Below are 14,975 nucleotides of genomic sequence, written 5' to 3' on the forward strand. Positions count from 1 at the left end.
TACGGCCGGCTCCTGCGGGGAGAGCTGATGAACCGGGCCCATCTCAACAAGCTGTTCACCGTCCTGCTCGCCGGCGTGCTCGCCGGGCTGGCCCTGGGCGCCGCCGCGCTTCCGGCGGCGCTCGTCTTCGGGCTCGGCTTCAAGAATCTGATGCCCTACGCCGCGCTGCCGGAGTCGCTGAAGACGCCGCAGCCGGCCCAGCGCTCCAACCTGTACGCCAGCGACGGCCGCACCCTGATCACCTCCTTCTACGTGGAGGATCGGGTGGACGTGCCGGTCGAGGAGGTGGCGCCGGTGATGCGGCAGGCCATCGTGGCCGCCGAGGACGTCCGGTTCTACCAGCACCACGGCGTCGACGTGCGCGGCGTGGCGCGCGCCTTCACGGCCAACCGGCGGGACGGCACCCGGCAGGGCGCCTCCACGCTGACCATGCAGTACGTCCGCAACGCGCTGGCCGGTGACCCCCGGCTGACCGAGGAGCAGCGGGCCCGGGCCACCGAGATCACCGTCGGCCGCAAGATCCGCGAGATGCGGTACGCGCTGGCCCTGGAACGCCGGATCAGCAAGGACGAGATCCTCGGGCGCTACCTGAACATCGCCTACTTCGGCGCCGGCGCGTACGGCATCGCGGCGGCCAGCAAGCGCTACTTCTCCACCACGCCGGACAAGCTCACATTGGCCCAGTCGGCGCTGCTCGCCGGGCTGGTCCGCTCACCCGACACCGACGACCCGATCAACGGCGACGCCGACGCGGCGCTGGGCCGCCGGGCGTACGTGCTGGACCGGATGGTGGAGACCGGTCAGGTGGCCGAGGCGGACGCGGCCCGGGCCAAGGGCGAGCAGCTCAACCTCAAGCCCAGCGCCACCCCGAACGACTGCGCCGCGGTGCCCGCCGGGCACAACGACTGGGGCTTCTTCTGCGACTGGTTCACCCAGTGGTGGAACGCCCAGCCCGCGTTCGGCAAGACGGTGGACGAGCGGCAGCGCACGCTGCGCCGGGGTGGCTGGTCGATCGTGTCCTCCCTCGACCCGGACGTGCAGGCCAAGGCCACCGAGCAGGTGCTGCGGATCTATGCGGTCACCAACCAGCGGGCCGCGCCGACGGCGGTGGTGCAGCCGGGCACCGGCCGGGTGCTGGCCATGGCGGTGAACCGCAACTACAGCGTGGCCCCGAACCCGGACGCCCGGCAGAACTACCCGAACACCGTGAACCAGTTGGTCGCCGGCGGCCCGGGCATCGAGGGCTACCAGGCCGGCTCGACCTTCAAGCTCTTCGCCCTGCTCGCCGCGCTGGAGTCCGGGCTGCCGCTGAGCACCGAGTTCGACTCGCCCGGCGTCTTCGTCACGAAGTACCCGATCGACGGCGGCCCGGCGAGCTGCGGCGGCCACTGGTGCCCGGAGAACGCCAACCCGGTCTGGATGGACGGCGACCGCACCATGTGGGACGCGTTCGGCCGGTCGGTGAACACCTACTTCGCCTGGCTGACCGAGCGGGTCGGCGCGGACCGGGTGGTGGAGATGGCCGAGCGGCTGGGCATCGTGTTCCGCTCGCCCGAGGACGCCAAGCTGGCCCGGGACGGCGCGAAGAACTGGGGGCCGTTCACCCTCGGGGTCTCCTCCACCACCCCGCTCGACCTGGCCAACGCGTACGCCACGGTGGCCGCCGAGGGGACCTGGTGCCGGCCCACCCCGATCGCCTCGATCACCGACCCCACCGGGCGGAAGATCGCGGCCGGAAACCCGGACTGCCGCCAGGTGCTCGACACCGAGGTGGCCCGGGCGGCGGCGGACGCGGCCCGCTGCCCGGTCGGTGACCAGTCGATGTACCGCCGCTGCAACGGTGGCACCGCCGAGGAACTGGCGCCCGGCCTGCGCCGCCCGCTGGCCGGTAAGACGGGCAGCTCGGAGCGGAACGCCACGGAGACCGTGGTCGCCTTCACCCCGCAGCTCTCCGTGGCCACCATCGCCGCGAACCCGGACGACCCCCGGGACGCCGTCGGCGGCGGGGTCCAGGTCCGCCAGATCGAGGCCGTGGGCCGCCTCCTCGCGTGGGCTCTGCGGGACCAGCCGGTCCTGGACTTCGTCCCGCCGGGCCAGACCGTCGCCTTCGAGCGGACCAGCCCCCGCACCGGCGACTGAGGGGGTCAGTGGTGGCCGGGGCGTTCGGCGCCGCGGGCGATGTTGCGGGCCATGCCGCCGAAGACGACGGTGTGGAACGGGGCGACCGAGGCCCAGTAGAGGTGGCCGGGGAGGCCGTGCGGGAGGAAGACGGCGCGCTGGACGTAGCGGCTGTGGCCGTCGCCGGCCGGCTCGACGCGCATCTCCAGCCAGGCCCGGCCGGGCAGCCGCATCTCGGCGCGCAGCCGCAGCAGCTCGCCCGGCACGATCTCCTCGACCCGCCAGAAGTCCAGCGCCTCGCCGACCTGGAGGTGGTGCGGGTCGCGCCGGCCCCGGCGCAGCCCCACCCCGCCCACCAGCCGGTCCAGCCAGCCCCGGACCGACCAGGCCAGCGGGAACGAGTACCAGCCGTGCTCGCCGCCGACCCCCTCGACGACCCGCCACAGCGCGGCCGTCGGCGCGTCCACCGCCCGCTCCCGCACGTCGGTGTACGCGGTTCCACCCGACCACTGCGGATCGGTGGGCAGCGGCTCGGCCGGGGCGTCCGGCCCGCTCGCGGTCGACCACCGGGTCTCGACCTGGCCGTCGCGCACCTTCGTCAGCGCCAGGGCCACCGCCTCGTCGAAGCCGGTCAACCCGCCCGGCGGGTCGGGCACGTACCGGGCGATGTCGTGCTCGTGGGCGACCGCCTCGTGGACCAGGCTCTCCACCAGCGGCCGGGCGATCGAGTTGGGCACCGGCGTCACCCAGCCGACCCAGTGCGAGGAGAGCGACGGGGTCAGCGGCCGGACCGGCAGGATGATCCGCCGGCGCAGCCCGGCCACCCGGGCGTACCGCTGCATCATGTCCTGGAAGGTGAGCACCTCCGGGCCGCCGATGTCGAAGGCCCGGTTCACCTCGGGCGGCAGGTCGGCGCAGCCGACCAGGTAGCGCAGCACGTCGCGGACGGCGATCGGCTGGATCCGGTTGCGCACCCAGCGCGGCGTGACCATGCCCGGCAGCCGCTCGGTCAGATAGCGCAGCATCTCGAACGAGGCCGAGCCGGACCCGATGATCACGGCGGCCCGCAGCACCACGGCCGGCACCCCGCTGGCCAGCAGGATCCGGCCGACCTCCGCGCGGGACCGCAGGTGCGCCGACGGGACCTTCCGATCCGCCGCCGGCTCCGGCCCGCCCAGGTAGACGATCCGGCGTACGCCCGCGACGCGGGCCGCCTCGGCGAAGTTCTCCGCGGCCTCCCGGTCGGCCGCCTCGAAGCCCCGCTGGCCGAGCGAGTGGACCAGGTAGTACGCCACGTCCACGCCCTCGAACGCGGCCGGCAGCGTCTCCGGTTTCCGCAGGTCGCCCTCGGCGATCTCGGCCCGGGACGCCCACGGCACGTCGCGCAGCCGCCCCGCCTTGCGGGCCAGGCAGCGGACGGTGTGCCCGTCGGCCAGCAGCCGGGGCGCGAGGCGGCCACCGATGTAACCCGTCGCGCCGGTGACGAGGCATCTCACGGCTTCCAGTCTGGGGCTCCGTAGACTCCTTCGCTGTGGAGAACGCGAGGAACGCCTTCTGGGGGCCGGACTTCCAGCAGCTCAGCACCGTCGATCCGGAGATCGCCGAGGTGGTGCTCGGGGAGTTGGCGCGGCTGCGCGGCGGCCTGCAACTGATCGCCAGCGAGAACCTCACCTCGCCCGCGGTGCTGGCCGCCCTCGGCTCCACGCTGACCAACAAGTACGCCGAGGGCTACCCGGGCCGGCGCTACTACGGCGGCTGCGCCGAGGTGGACCGCGCCGAGGAACTCGGCATCGCCCGGGCGAAGGAGCTGTTCGGGGCCGAGCACGCCAACCTCCAGCCGCACTCCGGCGCGAGCGCCAACCTGGCCGCGTACGCGGCCCTCGTGCAGCCGGGCGACACCGTGCTGGCCATGGACCTGCCGCACGGCGGGCACCTCACCCACGGCAGCCGGGTGAACTTCTCCGGAAAGTGGTTCCACCCGGTCGGCTACACGGTGCGGCCCGACACCGAGCTGATCGACTACGACGAGGTCCGCGACCTGGCCCTCGCGCACCGGCCGAAGCTCATCATCTGCGGCGCGACGGCGTACCCCCGCTTGATCGACTTCGCCCGGTTCCGGGAGATCGCCGACGAGGTCGACGCCTACCTCATGGTGGACGCGGCGCACTTCATCGGGCTGGTCGCCGGCCGCGCCATCCCGTCCCCGGTGCCCTACGCCGACGTCGTCACCTGCACGACGCACAAGGTGCTGCGCGGCCCGCGCGGCGGCATGATCCTCTGCCGGGAGTCGCTGGCCGCCCGGATCGACAAGGCGGTCTTCCCGTTCACCCAGGGCGGTCCGCTGATGCACGCGGTCGCCGCCAAGGCGGTCGCCCTGCGCGAGGCCGCCCAGCCCGAGTTCCGGGCGTACGCCTCCCAGGTGGTCAGCAACGCGCAGGCGCTCACCGACGGGCTGGCCGCCGAGGGCATGCGGCCGGTCTCCGGCGGCACCGACACCCACCTGGCGCTGATCGACCTGCGCGAGACCGGGGTGACCGGGGCCGGGGCCGAGGCGCGCTGCGACGCCGCCGGCATCACGCTGAACAAGAACGCCATCCCGTACGACCCGCAGAAGCCGATGGTCGCCTCCGGCATCCGGGTGGGCACGCCGAGCGTCACCACCCAGGGCATGCGCGAGGGGGAGATGCGCCGGATCGCCACGCTGATCGCCCGGGCCGTGCGCACCGACCCGGAGTCGCCCGGTGGCGCGGAGGAGCTGGGCCGGATCGCCGGCGACGTGACCGAGCTGGTCGGCGCCTTTCCGGCGTACCCCCGTGGCTGAGCCGGGGACGCGCGCGGCGGAGGCGGCCGCGGACCGGGGCTGGCGGCTGCGCCACCTGCCCGTGCTGGTCATCGCCTCGGTGCTGCTGGCCGCGGTGGCGGCGGTGGCCGGCGGGCTGACCCGGGGCGCGGACGGCGCGCTCGGCGCGGCGGCCGGGGTGGCGGTCACCGCGGCCAGCTACACGCTCACCACCGTGGTGCTGGCCTGGGCCGACGCCCGGGACCCGCAGTTGGTGCTCCCCTTCGGGCTGGGCGTCTACATCGGCAAGATGACCCTGCTCGGGGCGGTGATGGTGCTGGTGGCGTCGACCGGCTGGCCCGGACTGCTCCCGTTCTGCCTCGGCATCGCGGCCGGTGTGCTGGTCTGGACCGGGGTGCACATCTGGTGGCTGGCCACGGTGCACGCCCGCCGCGTCCACAACTGAGCGTTCCCATCCTTCGGACGGCACGCCGGTGTGTCCGCGATCGGTCATTCTCTCACTGGCCGGAGGGGAGTAGCGTGCCTCCAGACGACTTCGCCCACCCGTGTCCCACACAACCAGGTTGTGCGGGGGGTGAGGCACAGCCTCGTCTCCTCGACTGATATCGTTCGCCCCGTCATGGCCGGTGACCAGAAACCCCCCAGCGCTGGCGGCCCGGGCGACCCTCCGTCCGGTGCCGGTCAGGGCTGGACCGCGCTCAGCTACCTGATCGCGGGCATGCTCGTCTGGGGGTTCATCGGCTGGCTGGTCGACCGTTGGCTCGACACCGGTGGCATCGCCACCGGGATCGGGATCGTGCTCGGCATGGCCGGGGGAATCATCCTGGTCATCCGTAAGCTCGGCACGCCTCAATAGGAAGGGACGCGGTGTTCGGACAGGCGAACGTCCTGGCAGCGGGCCAGGCGGAATTCCCACCCAGCGTGGAGGACTTCTACCTGCCCAGCATCCTGCCCTGGGGTGCGCACGACTCCTACTGGTTCACCAAGATCACGTTCATGGTCTGGCTGGCGGTCGGGATCCTGATCCTGTTCTTCCTGCTCAGCTACCGGAACCCCCAGCTGGTGCCGACCAAGAAGCAGTGGTTCGCCGAGTCGATCTACGGCTTCGTGCGGAACAACATCGCCGTCGACATGATCGGGCACGCGGGGGTGCGCTTCGCGCCCTACTTCACGACGCTCTTCTGCTTCATCCTGCTGACCAACCTGTTCGCGATCATCCCGGTCTTCCAGATCTCGCCGAACTCGCACATCGCGTTCCCGGCCTTCCTGGCCGTGATCAGCTACGTGATGTTCATCTACGTCGGCATCCGGCACCACGGCTTCGTCAAGTACGTGAAGAACTCGCTGGTGCCACCCGCGCCGTGGTACATCCTGCCGCTGCTGACGCCGATCGAGTTCATGTCGACCTTCCTGGTCCGGCCGTTCTCGCTGGCCGTCCGTCTCTTCGCGAACATGTTCGCCGGCCACATGCTGCTGCTGGTCTTCACGCTCGGCGGTTTCGCCATGCTGAACGCCACCCCCCTGCTCGCGCCGGTGTCGGTGCTGTCCTGGCTGATGACCGTGGCGCTCACCTTCCTCGAAGCCCTGGTCATCGTCCTGCAGGCGTACGTCTTCACCGTGCTGACGGCGAGCTACGTCCAGGGCTCGCTCGCCGACGAGCACTGAATCCTTCACCACCGCACAGCCCGTTGTCGTCCCGCGTGAACCGCTCACGCGAGATAACCAGGAGGAACCTGTAATGGACATCGCCGCCGTCAACGGCAGTCTCAGCGCCATCGGCTATGGCCTCGCCGCCATCGGCCCGGGCATCGGCGTGGGCCTGGTCTTCTCGGCCTACATCCAGTCGACCGCCCGCCAGCCGGAGTCGTCCCGGATGACCCTGCCGTACGTCTGGATCGGCTTCGCCGTCATCGAGGCGCTCGCCCTGCTGGGCATCGCCTTCGGCTTCGTCTTCAAGTAAGCCGACACCTCGACCGGGAGGTATCCCATGTTCTTCCTCGCCGCAGAGGGTGGTGAGACGGCCCACAACCCGATCGTGCCGGTATGGCAGGAGATCGTGGTCGGTGGCATCGCCTTCATCGTGCTCTGCTTCGTGCTGATGAAGTTCGTCTTCCCGCGCATGGAGCAGACGTTCCAGGCCCGGGTCGACGCGATCGAGGGCGGCATCAAGCGCGCCGAGGCCGCCCAGGCCGAGGCGAACCAGCTGCTCGAGCAGTACCGGGCCCAGCTCGCGGAGGCGCGTACCGACGCCGCCAAGATCCGCGACGACGCCCGGGCCGACGCCGAGGGCATCCGCCAGGACATCCTCGCCAAGGCGCGCGAGGAGTCCGACCGGATCATCGCCGCCGGCAAGGAGCAGCTCGCCGCGGAGCGGGCCACCATCGTGCGCGAGCTGCGCACCGAGGTCGGCACCATCGCGGTGGACCTGGCCAGCCGGATCGTCGGTGAGTCGCTCGCCGACGAGGCGCGGCGCAAGGGCACCGTCGACCGGTTCCTGAGCGGTCTCGAGAGCACGGGGGCCCGCTGATGCAGGCCGCCAGCCGGGAGTCGTACAAGGTCGCGGCGGACCGCCTCGACGCGTACGCCCGCGGCGCGGAGCCGTCGGCGGTGGCCTCCACCGCCGACGACATCCTCTCCGTCGCCGCCCTGCTGCGGCGCGAGCCGCGGCTGCGCCGGGCGCTCTCCGACCCGGCCCGTTCCGGGTCGGATCGGGCCGGCCTGCTCGGCGAGATGCTGCGCGGCAAGATCAGCGCCGACGCGCTCGACCTGCTCGCCTCGCTGGTCTCCGGCCGCTGGTCGGCTCCGTCGCAACTGCTCGACGGCGTCGAGCGGCTGGGTGTCGAGGCGCTCCTCGCGAGCGCCGACAAGGCCGGCGAGCTGGGCGAGGTCGAGGACGAGCTGTTCCGCTTCGGGCAGGTCGTGTCGGGCTCCCCGGAGCTGTCCAACGCGCTCTCCGACCCGATGGCCCCGGCGGCGCAGCGGGCCACCCTGGTCGACCAGCTGCTCGCCGGCAAGGCCCGGCCGATCACCGGCTACCTCGTCGGGGCCGCGCTCGGTGGCTTCGGGGGACGCTCCTTCACCGGGGCGCTCACCCGGCTGGTCGAGCTGGCCGCCGACCGGCGGGACCGTCAGGTCGCGTACGTGACCGTGGCGGCCCCGCTGAGTGACGAGGAGGAGCGACGCCTGGGTGCCCGCCTCTCCGAGATGTACGGTCGGGAGGTCTCCGTCAAGCAGACGGTCAACCCGGACGTGCTCGGTGGGGTGAGTGTGCGGGTCGGCTCCGACCTGTACGACGGCACCGTCCTGCGCCGCCTCAACGAGACCCGCAACGCGCTCGCGAAGCGCTGATCAGCGACTGAGCAGCCCTGATTCGACGCCATCGGACCGGTCGGTACTAGGTATCCCGGGCCCCTGATACTTAAGGAAGCAGAGGATGGCCGAGCTGACCATCTCGACGGAGGAGATCCGCGGCGCCCTGGAGCGCTACGTCTCCTCCTACACGGCCGACGTCTCCCGCGAGGAGGTCGGCACCGTCGCCGACGCCGGCGACGGCATCGCCCACGTCGAGGGGCTCCCCTCGACCATGACCAACGAGCTCCTGGAGTTCGAGGACGGCACGCTCGGCGTGGCCCTGAACCTCGACGTCCGGGAGATCGGTGTCGTCGTCCTCGGTGACTTCGCCGGGATCGAAGAGGGTCAGCGCGTCAAGCGCACCGAGCGGGTTCTCTCCGTGCCGGTCGGCGACGCGTTCCTCGGCCGCGTGGTCAACGCGCTCGGCCAGCCGATCGACGGCCTCGGCGACATCGCCAACGAGGGCTACCGCGAGCTGGAGCTCCAGGCCCCGAACGTGATGTCCCGGCAGTCGGTCTTCGAGCCGCTGCAGACCGGTATCAAGGCCGTCGACGCCATGACCCCGATCGGCCGGGGCCAGCGCCAGCTGATCATCGGCGACCGGAAGACCGGCAAGACCACGGTCGCCCTGGACGCCATCCTCAACCAGCGGGACAACTGGCGCTCCGGCGACCCGAAGAAGCAGGTCCGCTGCATCTACGTCGCCGTCGGCCAGAAGGCCTCCACCATCGCCTCGATCAAGGGGACGCTGGAGGAGGCCGGCGCGATGGAGTACACCACCATCGTGGCCTCCCCGGCCTCCGACCCGGCCGGCTTCAAGTACCTCGCTCCGTACACCGGCTCGTCCATCGGCCAGCACTGGATGTACGGCGGCAAGCACGTCCTGATCGTCTTCGACGACCTGAGCAAGCAGGCCGAGGCGTACCGCGCCGTGTCGCTGCTGCTGCGCCGCCCGCCGGGCCGCGAGGCCTACCCGGGTGACGTCTTCTACCTGCACTCCCGGCTGCTGGAGCGCTGCGCCAAGCTCTCCGACGAGCTGGGCGGCGGCTCGATGACCGGTCTGCCGATCATCGAGACCAAGGCGAACGACATCTCGGCGTTCATCCCCACCAACGTCATCTCCATCACCGACGGCCAGATCTTCCTGGAGACCGACCTGTTCAACCAGGGCGTCCGGCCGGCCATCAACGTCGGCACCTCGGTCTCCCGGGTCGGTGGCGCCGCGCAGGTGAAGCCGATGCGGAAGGTGGCCGGTTCGCTGCGGCTCAACCTGGCCCAGTACCGCGAGCTGGAGGCGTTCGCCGCCTTCGCCTCCGACCTGGACAAGGCCTCCCGCGCCCAGCTGGACCGCGGTTCCCGCCTGGTCGAGCTGCTGAAGCAGCCGAACTACTCGCCGTACCCGGTGCAGGAGCAGGTCGTCTCCGTCTGGGCCGGCACCGAGGGCAAGCTCGACGACATCCCCGTCGGCGAGGTCCGCCGCTTCGAGTCGGAGTTCCTCCAGTACCTCCGGCACAAGCACGAGGGCGTCCTGGCCGGCATCGCCGACAACAAGTGGGACGACGACATCATCGGCTCGCTCGACTCGGCCATCACCGAGTTCAAGAAGGTCTTCCTGGGCAAGGAGGACGAGCACCGGATCAACGAGCCGGCCGCGCAGCCGCTGGAGGGCGAGGAGAACCGCGAGACGGTGACCCGCTTCCGCGACGGCTCGACCGACCGCCCGGCTGAGAGCTGACGATGGCCGCGCAGGTTCGCGTTCTTCGTCAACGGATCCGCTCGGCGAAGTCGATGAAGAAGATCACCAAGGCGATGGAGCTCGTCGCGACGAGCCGCATCGCCAAGGCCCAGGCCCGGGTGGCGGCTTCGCTGCCGTACGCCCAGGCCATCACCGGCGTGCTCACGGCGCTGGCCTCGAACGCGCGGATCGACCACCCGCTGCTCACCCCGCGCGAGCGGGTGCGGCGGGCGGGCGTCCTGCTCGTCACGGCGGACCGTGGCCTGGCCGGTGGTTACAGCACCAACGCGATCCGGACCGCGGAGTCGCTGATCTCCCGGCTGCGGGCGGACGGCAAGGAGCCGGTGCTCTACGTCGTCGGCCGCAAGGGCGTGACGTACTACCGGTTCCGCAACCGGGAGATCGCGGCGAGCTGGACGGGCTTCTCCGAGCAGCCGGGCTTCTCCGACGCCCGCGAGGTGGGCGAGACGCTGATCAAGGCGTTCACGGCCGGCGCGGACGACGTGGAGGGGCAGGCCGGAGCGGACGGAATCGTCGGCATCGACGAGCTGCACATCGTCTACACCGAGTTCAAGTCCCTGATGACCCAGACTCCGGTCGCGAAGATCATCGGCCCCATGCAGGTCGAGGACCGGCCGCGGTCCGAGGGCCTGCTGCCGGCGTACGAGTTCGAGCCGGAGGCGGAGGCGCTGCTCGACGCGCTGCTGCCAAAGTACATCAACACGCGGATCTACGCGGCGTTGCTGGAGTCGGCGGCCAGCGAGTCGGCGGCCCGTCGGCGGGCCATGAAGAGCGCCACCGACAACGCCGAAGAGATGATCGAGAAGTACACGCGCGAGATGAACTCGGCCCGCCAGGCCGGGATCACCCAGGAGATCAGTGAGATCGTCGGCGGCGCGAACGCGCTCGCCGCGTCGGGAAGTGAAGTGTGATGACTGCCCCAGTAGAGACCAAGACGGCCACGGGTCGCGTGGTCCGGGTCATCGGCCCGGTCGTCGACGCCGAGTTCCCGCGCGACGCCATGCCGGACCTGTTCAACGCCCTGCACGTGGACGTGACGCTCTCCGGCGGCGAGAAGACGCTGACCCTCGAGGTCGCCCAGCACCTGGGCGACAACGTGGTCCGCGCCATCTCGATGCAGCCGACCGACGGCCTGGTCCGCGGCTCCGAGGTCCGGGACACCGGCTCGCCGATCACCGTGCCCGTGGGCGACGCGGTCAAGGGCCACGTGTTCAACGCGATCGGCGAGGTCCTCAACCTCACCGAGGGCGAGACGCTGCAGGCGGACGACCGCTGGCAGATCCACCGCAAGGCCCCGGCCTTCGCGGACCTGGAGCCGAAGACCGAGATGCTGGAGACCGGCATCAAGGTCATCGACCTGCTCGCCCCGTACGTCAAGGGCGGCAAGATCGGCCTGTTCGGCGGCGCGGGCGTGGGCAAGACGGTGCTCATCCAGGAGATGATCACCCGGGTTGCCCGGAACTTCGGTGGTACGTCGGTCTTCGCCGGCGTGGGTGAGCGCACCCGTGAGGGCAACGACCTCATCGCCGAGATGACCGAGTCCGGCGTCATCGACAAGACCGCGCTGGTCTACGGCCAGATGGACGAGCCGCCGGGCACCCGGCTGCGGGTCGCCCTCTCCGCGCTGACCATGGCGGAGTACTTCCGCGACGTGAAGAAGCAGGAGGTGCTGCTCTTCATCGACAACATCTTCCGCTTCACCCAGGCCGGTTCCGAGGTCTCCACGCTGCTCGGCCGCATGCCGAGCGCCGTGGGTTACCAGCCGACCCTGGCCGACGAGATGGGCGAGCTCCAGGAGCGGATCACCTCCGTCCGGGGCCAGGCCATCACCTCGATGCAGGCGATCTACGTGCCCGCCGACGACTACACCGACCCGGCGCCGGCCACCACGTTCGCCCACCTGGACGCGACCACCAACCTGGAGCGGTCGATCTCCGACAAGGGCATCTACCCGGCCGTGGACCCGCTGGCGTCCTCGTCCCGGATCCTCGCCCCGGACTTCGTCGGCGCCGAGCACTTCGCGGTCGCCACCGAGGTGAAGCGGATCCTGCAGCGCTACAAGGACCTGCAGGACATCATCGCCATCCTCGGCATCGAGGAGCTCTCCGAGGAGGACAAGGTCACGGTGGGCCGGGCCCGCCGGATCGAGCGCTTCCTGTCGCAGAACACCTACGCCGCCGAGCAGTTCACCGGCGTGCCGGGCTCGACGGTCCCGATCAAGGAGACCATCGAGGCGTTCAAGAAGATCAGCGAGGGCGAGTACGACCACTTCCCCGAGCAGGCGTTCTTCATGTGCGGCGGTCTGGAGGACCTCGAGAAGAAGGCCAAGGAGCTGATGGAGGGCTGAGAGCCCGCTCACACTCCACAGAGGCCGCCCCGACGGATGTCGGGGCGGCCTCTGCCTGTTCAGGCCCCCTCGTTACCAGATGCCCGGTTCTGCGGCAAGCGGTTCGGCAGACCGCGCGGTACCGTTCGTGACACGACGTTCACGTCATGACCGTTGATCTCTTGCAACGAAACGGATCCGCGCGCCCGTCTATCAGTCGTGGGCGTGACGATGGGAGATGCTCGTGGGTGGTAAGGCCGGCACGGACCGCGGCAAGCGGTCCATGTGGCGTGGCGTGCCGCGGTGGGCCCGCGTCTGCACCATCCTCGGGGTCGTCATGATGGTGCTCAGCGGCTCCGTGCTGGTGGGATACCACGCGCTGGTCGCCCGGTACGAGGGTGCGGTCGGCAAGGGCGACCTCTTCGGCGACCAGGCGGCCGGGGCCAAGGAGAAGAAGAGCGACATCAAGGGCCCGCTGAACGTCCTGCTGGTGGGCGTCGACCCCCGCAACTCGAAGGCCCGCCCCCTCGCCGACTCGATCATGATCCTGCACGTGCCCGCCGGCATGGACCGGGGCTACCTCTTCTCGCTGCCCCGTGACCTGCGGGTCGAGATCCCCGCCTTCCCGAAGGCCCACTACGCCGGCGGCACCGACCGGCTCAACGCCGCCATGTCGCACGGCAGCGCGGTCCCCGGGCAGAACCCGAGCGCGGCACAGGGCTTCGAATTGCTCGCCAAGACCGTGCAGCAGGTCACCGGGATCGAGCGCTTCGACGCCGGCGCGATCATCAACTTCACCGGCTTCAAGAAGATCGTCGACGCCATGGGTGGTGTCGACATGTACATCGAGCGGGACGTCAAGTCCGAGCACCTCCAGCCCGACGGCACCCCGCGCCAGCTCAAGCCGGGCGGCGGCGGCTACCTCGGCCCGCAGGCCGTCTACAAGAAGGGCAACGCCCACCTCAAGGGCTGGCAGGCGCTGGACTACGTCCGGCAGCGCTACCCGCACAACGGCGTGCCGGACGCCGACTACGGCCGGCAGCGGCACCAGCAGCAGTTCGTCAAGGCGATGGTGAGCCAGGCGTTCAGCGCGGACGTGGTGGCCAACCCGGTGAAGCTGGACCGGGTGCTGCGCGCGGCCGGCCAGTCGCTGGTCTTCAACGGCCGGGGCAACAGCGTGGTCGACTTCGCCCTCGCCCTCAAGGGCATCCGGGCCGACTCGATCGAGACCATCAAGCTGCCCGGCGGCCCGGTCGAGACCGGCCGGGGATACCAGGGGGAACAGCTGCTGCCCCCCGCCGAGGACTTCTTCGCGGCGCTACGCAACGAGCAGGTCGACGCGTTCCTGCTGGAGCACCCCGACTTCAAGCAGAAGAGCAAGTAGCGTGAGCGCCAACGGGCCCCGGCGGGCGCCGGGCCCCGTTGGCATGACCGTGGCACAGCTCTCGCCACCCGCGTTGGGTGGGCCCCGGGGGCGCGACTAGACTTTCGGCAATCCGCCGCCGCAGCAAGGAGACAGCGTGGCACAGCAGCTTCACGTCGAGCTCGTAGCCGTCGAGGAGAAGGTCTGGTCCGGTGAGGCCGAGATGGTCGTCGCGCGGACGACCGAAGGTGAGCTGGGTGTCCTGCCGGGACACGCGCCCCTGCTCGGCCAGCTCGCGGAGCCCAGCCAGGTCCGCATCAAGCAGGCCGGCGGCGAGCAGCTCGCGTACGACGTGGCGGGCGGCTTCCTGTCGGTGTCCGGGGAGGGCGTGACCGTCCTCGCCGAGAGCGCCACCCCGGCCACTCCGGCGCGCTGAGCCGACCCGCCGATGGAGATCGTGGAAGGGATCGGAATCGGCGTCGCGGTCGTCATCGCGGCGCTTCTGGTCCTCTTCATCCGGCGGGCCCTCTACACCCGCAGCGGAGGCATCATCCGGCTCAGCGTCCGGGTCTCCACGATCCTCGACGGCCGAGGCTGGTCTCCCGGCTTCGGCCGTTTCGTCGGCGACGAACTCCGCTGGTACCGCATGTTCAGCTTCGCCCTGCGTCCCAAGCGGGTGCTCTCCCGCAAGACGCTGGCCGTGGAGCGGCGCCGGCTGCCCGAGGGTCAGGAACGGCTCTCCATGCCGGCCGACTGGGTGATCGTGCGCTGCACCAGCAACCATGCCCCGGTCGAGATCGCCATGGCGCGGTCCACGGTCACCGGCTTCCTCTCCTGGCTCGAGGCCGCCCCACCCGGGGCGGTCTCGCCGCGTCTGGCCTCCCAGGACTGGCCCGCCGCCTGACGGAGGTGCTCAACCAGCGCCTTTGCTCTGCAGCCATTCAGGCAGCGGCCGTGGTGCGGACGTGGTGCGTCCGTGGCTGCAGAGCAAAGCGACCCCGGCCTGCGACGGCCGCTGGGCTGTTCCGTTGGTGCCCGCCGGCACGGAACTGGGGTGGATGTCCGGTTCGTCCGCTGGCTCGGCCGCTGAGTGGAACGCCAGGTATGTCTCCGAGGCCGGGACACCTACATAGCGTTCCACCGACCGCGTCGGCTGCGTGGCGTGTCCGTTTCACGAGTGGTCGGCGGCACTCTGGCGGTGGAATGGCTGGCAGGCCGGGGTGGTTGTATCCCCGTGCACGATCGAGGAAGGCGCCCCGCC

General features: G+C 70.9%; 15 protein-coding genes. 14 read left to right on the plus strand and 1 reads right to left on the minus strand.

Translation table 11 applies throughout. The features are described from left to right. Positions 1-27: 27 nt before the first annotated feature. Positions 28-2,139 carry a transglycosylase domain-containing protein gene (locus FXF50_RS21005; RefSeq protein ID WP_148430411.1) on the plus strand — a complete coding sequence of 704 codons (2,112 nt, stop codon included), beginning with the start codon at positions 28-30 and terminating at the stop codon, positions 2,137-2,139. A gap of 5 nt (positions 2,140-2,144) precedes the next feature. Here the strand turns inward: FXF50_RS21005 and FXF50_RS21010 are convergent, their stop codons facing one another. Beyond that, entirely contained in the window at positions 2,145-3,614 is a 1,470-nt protein-coding gene (locus tag FXF50_RS21010; RefSeq protein ID WP_148430413.1) for an SDR family oxidoreductase, read from the minus strand. A gap of 35 nt (positions 3,615-3,649) precedes the next feature. Here FXF50_RS21010 and glyA point away from each other — a divergent pair, with 35 nt between their 5' ends. From glyA to FXF50_RS21075, 13 genes are all read left to right on the plus strand, one after another. Beyond that, positions 3,650-4,939 (plus strand): serine hydroxymethyltransferase, encoded by a 1,290-nt coding sequence (gene glyA, locus FXF50_RS21015; RefSeq protein ID WP_148430415.1) that lies wholly within the window; start codon positions 3,650-3,652, stop codon positions 4,937-4,939. Further along, entirely contained in the window at positions 4,932-5,363 is a 432-nt protein-coding gene (locus FXF50_RS21020; protein ID WP_148430417.1) for a hypothetical protein, read from the plus strand. Before glyA ends, FXF50_RS21020 begins: the two co-directional genes overlap by 8 nt. Before the next feature lie 174 nt (positions 5,364-5,537). Continuing rightward, positions 5,538-5,774: an AtpZ/AtpI family protein gene (locus FXF50_RS21025; RefSeq protein WP_148430419.1), complete on the plus strand. Its 237-nt coding sequence runs from the start codon at positions 5,538-5,540 to the stop codon at positions 5,772-5,774. A gap of 11 nt (positions 5,775-5,785) precedes the next feature. Then, positions 5,786-6,583: a F0F1 ATP synthase subunit A gene (gene atpB, locus FXF50_RS21030; RefSeq protein ID WP_148430421.1), complete on the plus strand. Its 798-nt coding sequence runs from the start codon at positions 5,786-5,788 to the stop codon at positions 6,581-6,583. A 73-nt stretch (positions 6,584-6,656) separates the two neighbouring features. Further along, positions 6,657-6,878 carry a F0F1 ATP synthase subunit C gene (locus tag FXF50_RS21035; protein WP_148430423.1) on the plus strand — a complete coding sequence of 74 codons (222 nt, stop codon included), beginning with the start codon at positions 6,657-6,659 and terminating at the stop codon, positions 6,876-6,878. Positions 6,879-6,905: 27 nt separating this feature from the next. Continuing rightward, positions 6,906-7,445 carry a F0F1 ATP synthase subunit B gene (locus tag FXF50_RS21040; RefSeq protein WP_148430425.1) on the plus strand — a complete coding sequence of 180 codons (540 nt, stop codon included), beginning with the start codon at positions 6,906-6,908 and terminating at the stop codon, positions 7,443-7,445. Further along, the gene (locus tag FXF50_RS21045) at positions 7,445-8,266 is read left to right on the plus strand and encodes a F0F1 ATP synthase subunit delta (RefSeq protein WP_148430427.1); all 822 of its coding nucleotides are present in this window, start codon (positions 7,445-7,447) and stop codon (positions 8,264-8,266) included. The genes FXF50_RS21040 and FXF50_RS21045 overlap by 1 nt, the downstream gene beginning before the upstream one ends. 85 nt (positions 8,267-8,351) lie before the next feature. After that, positions 8,352-10,004 (plus strand): F0F1 ATP synthase subunit alpha, encoded by a 1,653-nt coding sequence (gene atpA / locus FXF50_RS21050; protein WP_148430429.1) that lies wholly within the window; start codon positions 8,352-8,354, stop codon positions 10,002-10,004. 2 nt (positions 10,005-10,006) lie between these two features. Then, positions 10,007-10,936 carry a F0F1 ATP synthase subunit gamma gene (locus FXF50_RS21055; protein WP_148430432.1) on the plus strand — a complete coding sequence of 310 codons (930 nt, stop codon included), beginning with the start codon at positions 10,007-10,009 and terminating at the stop codon, positions 10,934-10,936. Beyond that, the gene (gene atpD / locus FXF50_RS21060; RefSeq protein WP_148430434.1) at positions 10,936-12,372 is read left to right on the plus strand and encodes a F0F1 ATP synthase subunit beta; all 1,437 of its coding nucleotides are present in this window, start codon (positions 10,936-10,938) and stop codon (positions 12,370-12,372) included. Before FXF50_RS21055 ends, atpD begins: the two co-directional genes overlap by 1 nt. Before the next feature lie 217 nt (positions 12,373-12,589). Continuing rightward, positions 12,590-13,735: an LCP family protein gene (locus FXF50_RS21065; protein WP_148430436.1), complete on the plus strand. Its 1,146-nt coding sequence runs from the start codon at positions 12,590-12,592 to the stop codon at positions 13,733-13,735. A 136-nt stretch (positions 13,736-13,871) separates the two neighbouring features. Next, the gene (locus tag FXF50_RS21070; protein ID WP_091318756.1) at positions 13,872-14,150 is read left to right on the plus strand and encodes a F0F1 ATP synthase subunit epsilon; all 279 of its coding nucleotides are present in this window, start codon (positions 13,872-13,874) and stop codon (positions 14,148-14,150) included. A 12-nt stretch (positions 14,151-14,162) separates the two neighbouring features. After that, a complete protein-coding gene (locus FXF50_RS21075) occupies positions 14,163-14,618 on the plus strand; it encodes a DUF2550 domain-containing protein (RefSeq protein ID WP_148430438.1) in 456 nt (151 codons plus the stop codon). The last annotated feature ends 357 nt before the right edge of the window (positions 14,619-14,975 follow it).

This window comes from Micromonospora sp. AP08 (assembly GCF_008085935.1).
Taxonomy (GTDB): Bacteria; Actinomycetota; Actinomycetes; order Mycobacteriales; family Micromonosporaceae; genus Micromonospora; species Micromonospora chersina.

What these genes read in the sequence shown, in the direction of transcription:
- FXF50_RS21005 (WP_148430411.1), top strand. Translation starts at nt 28, where the DNA reads ATGAACCGGGCCCATCTCAACAAGCTGTTCACCGTCCTGCTCGCCGGC.
- FXF50_RS21025 (WP_148430419.1), top strand. Translation starts at nt 5,538, where the DNA reads ATGGCCGGTGACCAGAAACCCCCCAGCGCTGGCGGCCCGGGCGACCCT.
- FXF50_RS21035 (WP_148430423.1), top strand. Translation starts at nt 6,657, where the DNA reads ATGGACATCGCCGCCGTCAACGGCAGTCTCAGCGCCATCGGCTATGGC.
- FXF50_RS21040 (WP_148430425.1), top strand. Translation starts at nt 6,906, where the DNA reads ATGTTCTTCCTCGCCGCAGAGGGTGGTGAGACGGCCCACAACCCGATC.
- FXF50_RS21045 (WP_148430427.1), top strand. Translation starts at nt 7,445, where the DNA reads ATGCAGGCCGCCAGCCGGGAGTCGTACAAGGTCGCGGCGGACCGCCTC.
- atpA (WP_148430429.1), top strand. Translation starts at nt 8,352, where the DNA reads ATGGCCGAGCTGACCATCTCGACGGAGGAGATCCGCGGCGCCCTGGAG.
- FXF50_RS21055 (WP_148430432.1), top strand. Translation starts at nt 10,007, where the DNA reads ATGGCCGCGCAGGTTCGCGTTCTTCGTCAACGGATCCGCTCGGCGAAG.
- atpD (WP_148430434.1), top strand. Translation starts at nt 10,936, where the DNA reads ATGACTGCCCCAGTAGAGACCAAGACGGCCACGGGTCGCGTGGTCCGG.
- FXF50_RS21065 (WP_148430436.1), top strand. Translation starts at nt 12,590, where the DNA reads ATGCTCGTGGGTGGTAAGGCCGGCACGGACCGCGGCAAGCGGTCCATG.
- FXF50_RS21075 (WP_148430438.1), top strand. Translation starts at nt 14,163, where the DNA reads ATGGAGATCGTGGAAGGGATCGGAATCGGCGTCGCGGTCGTCATCGCG.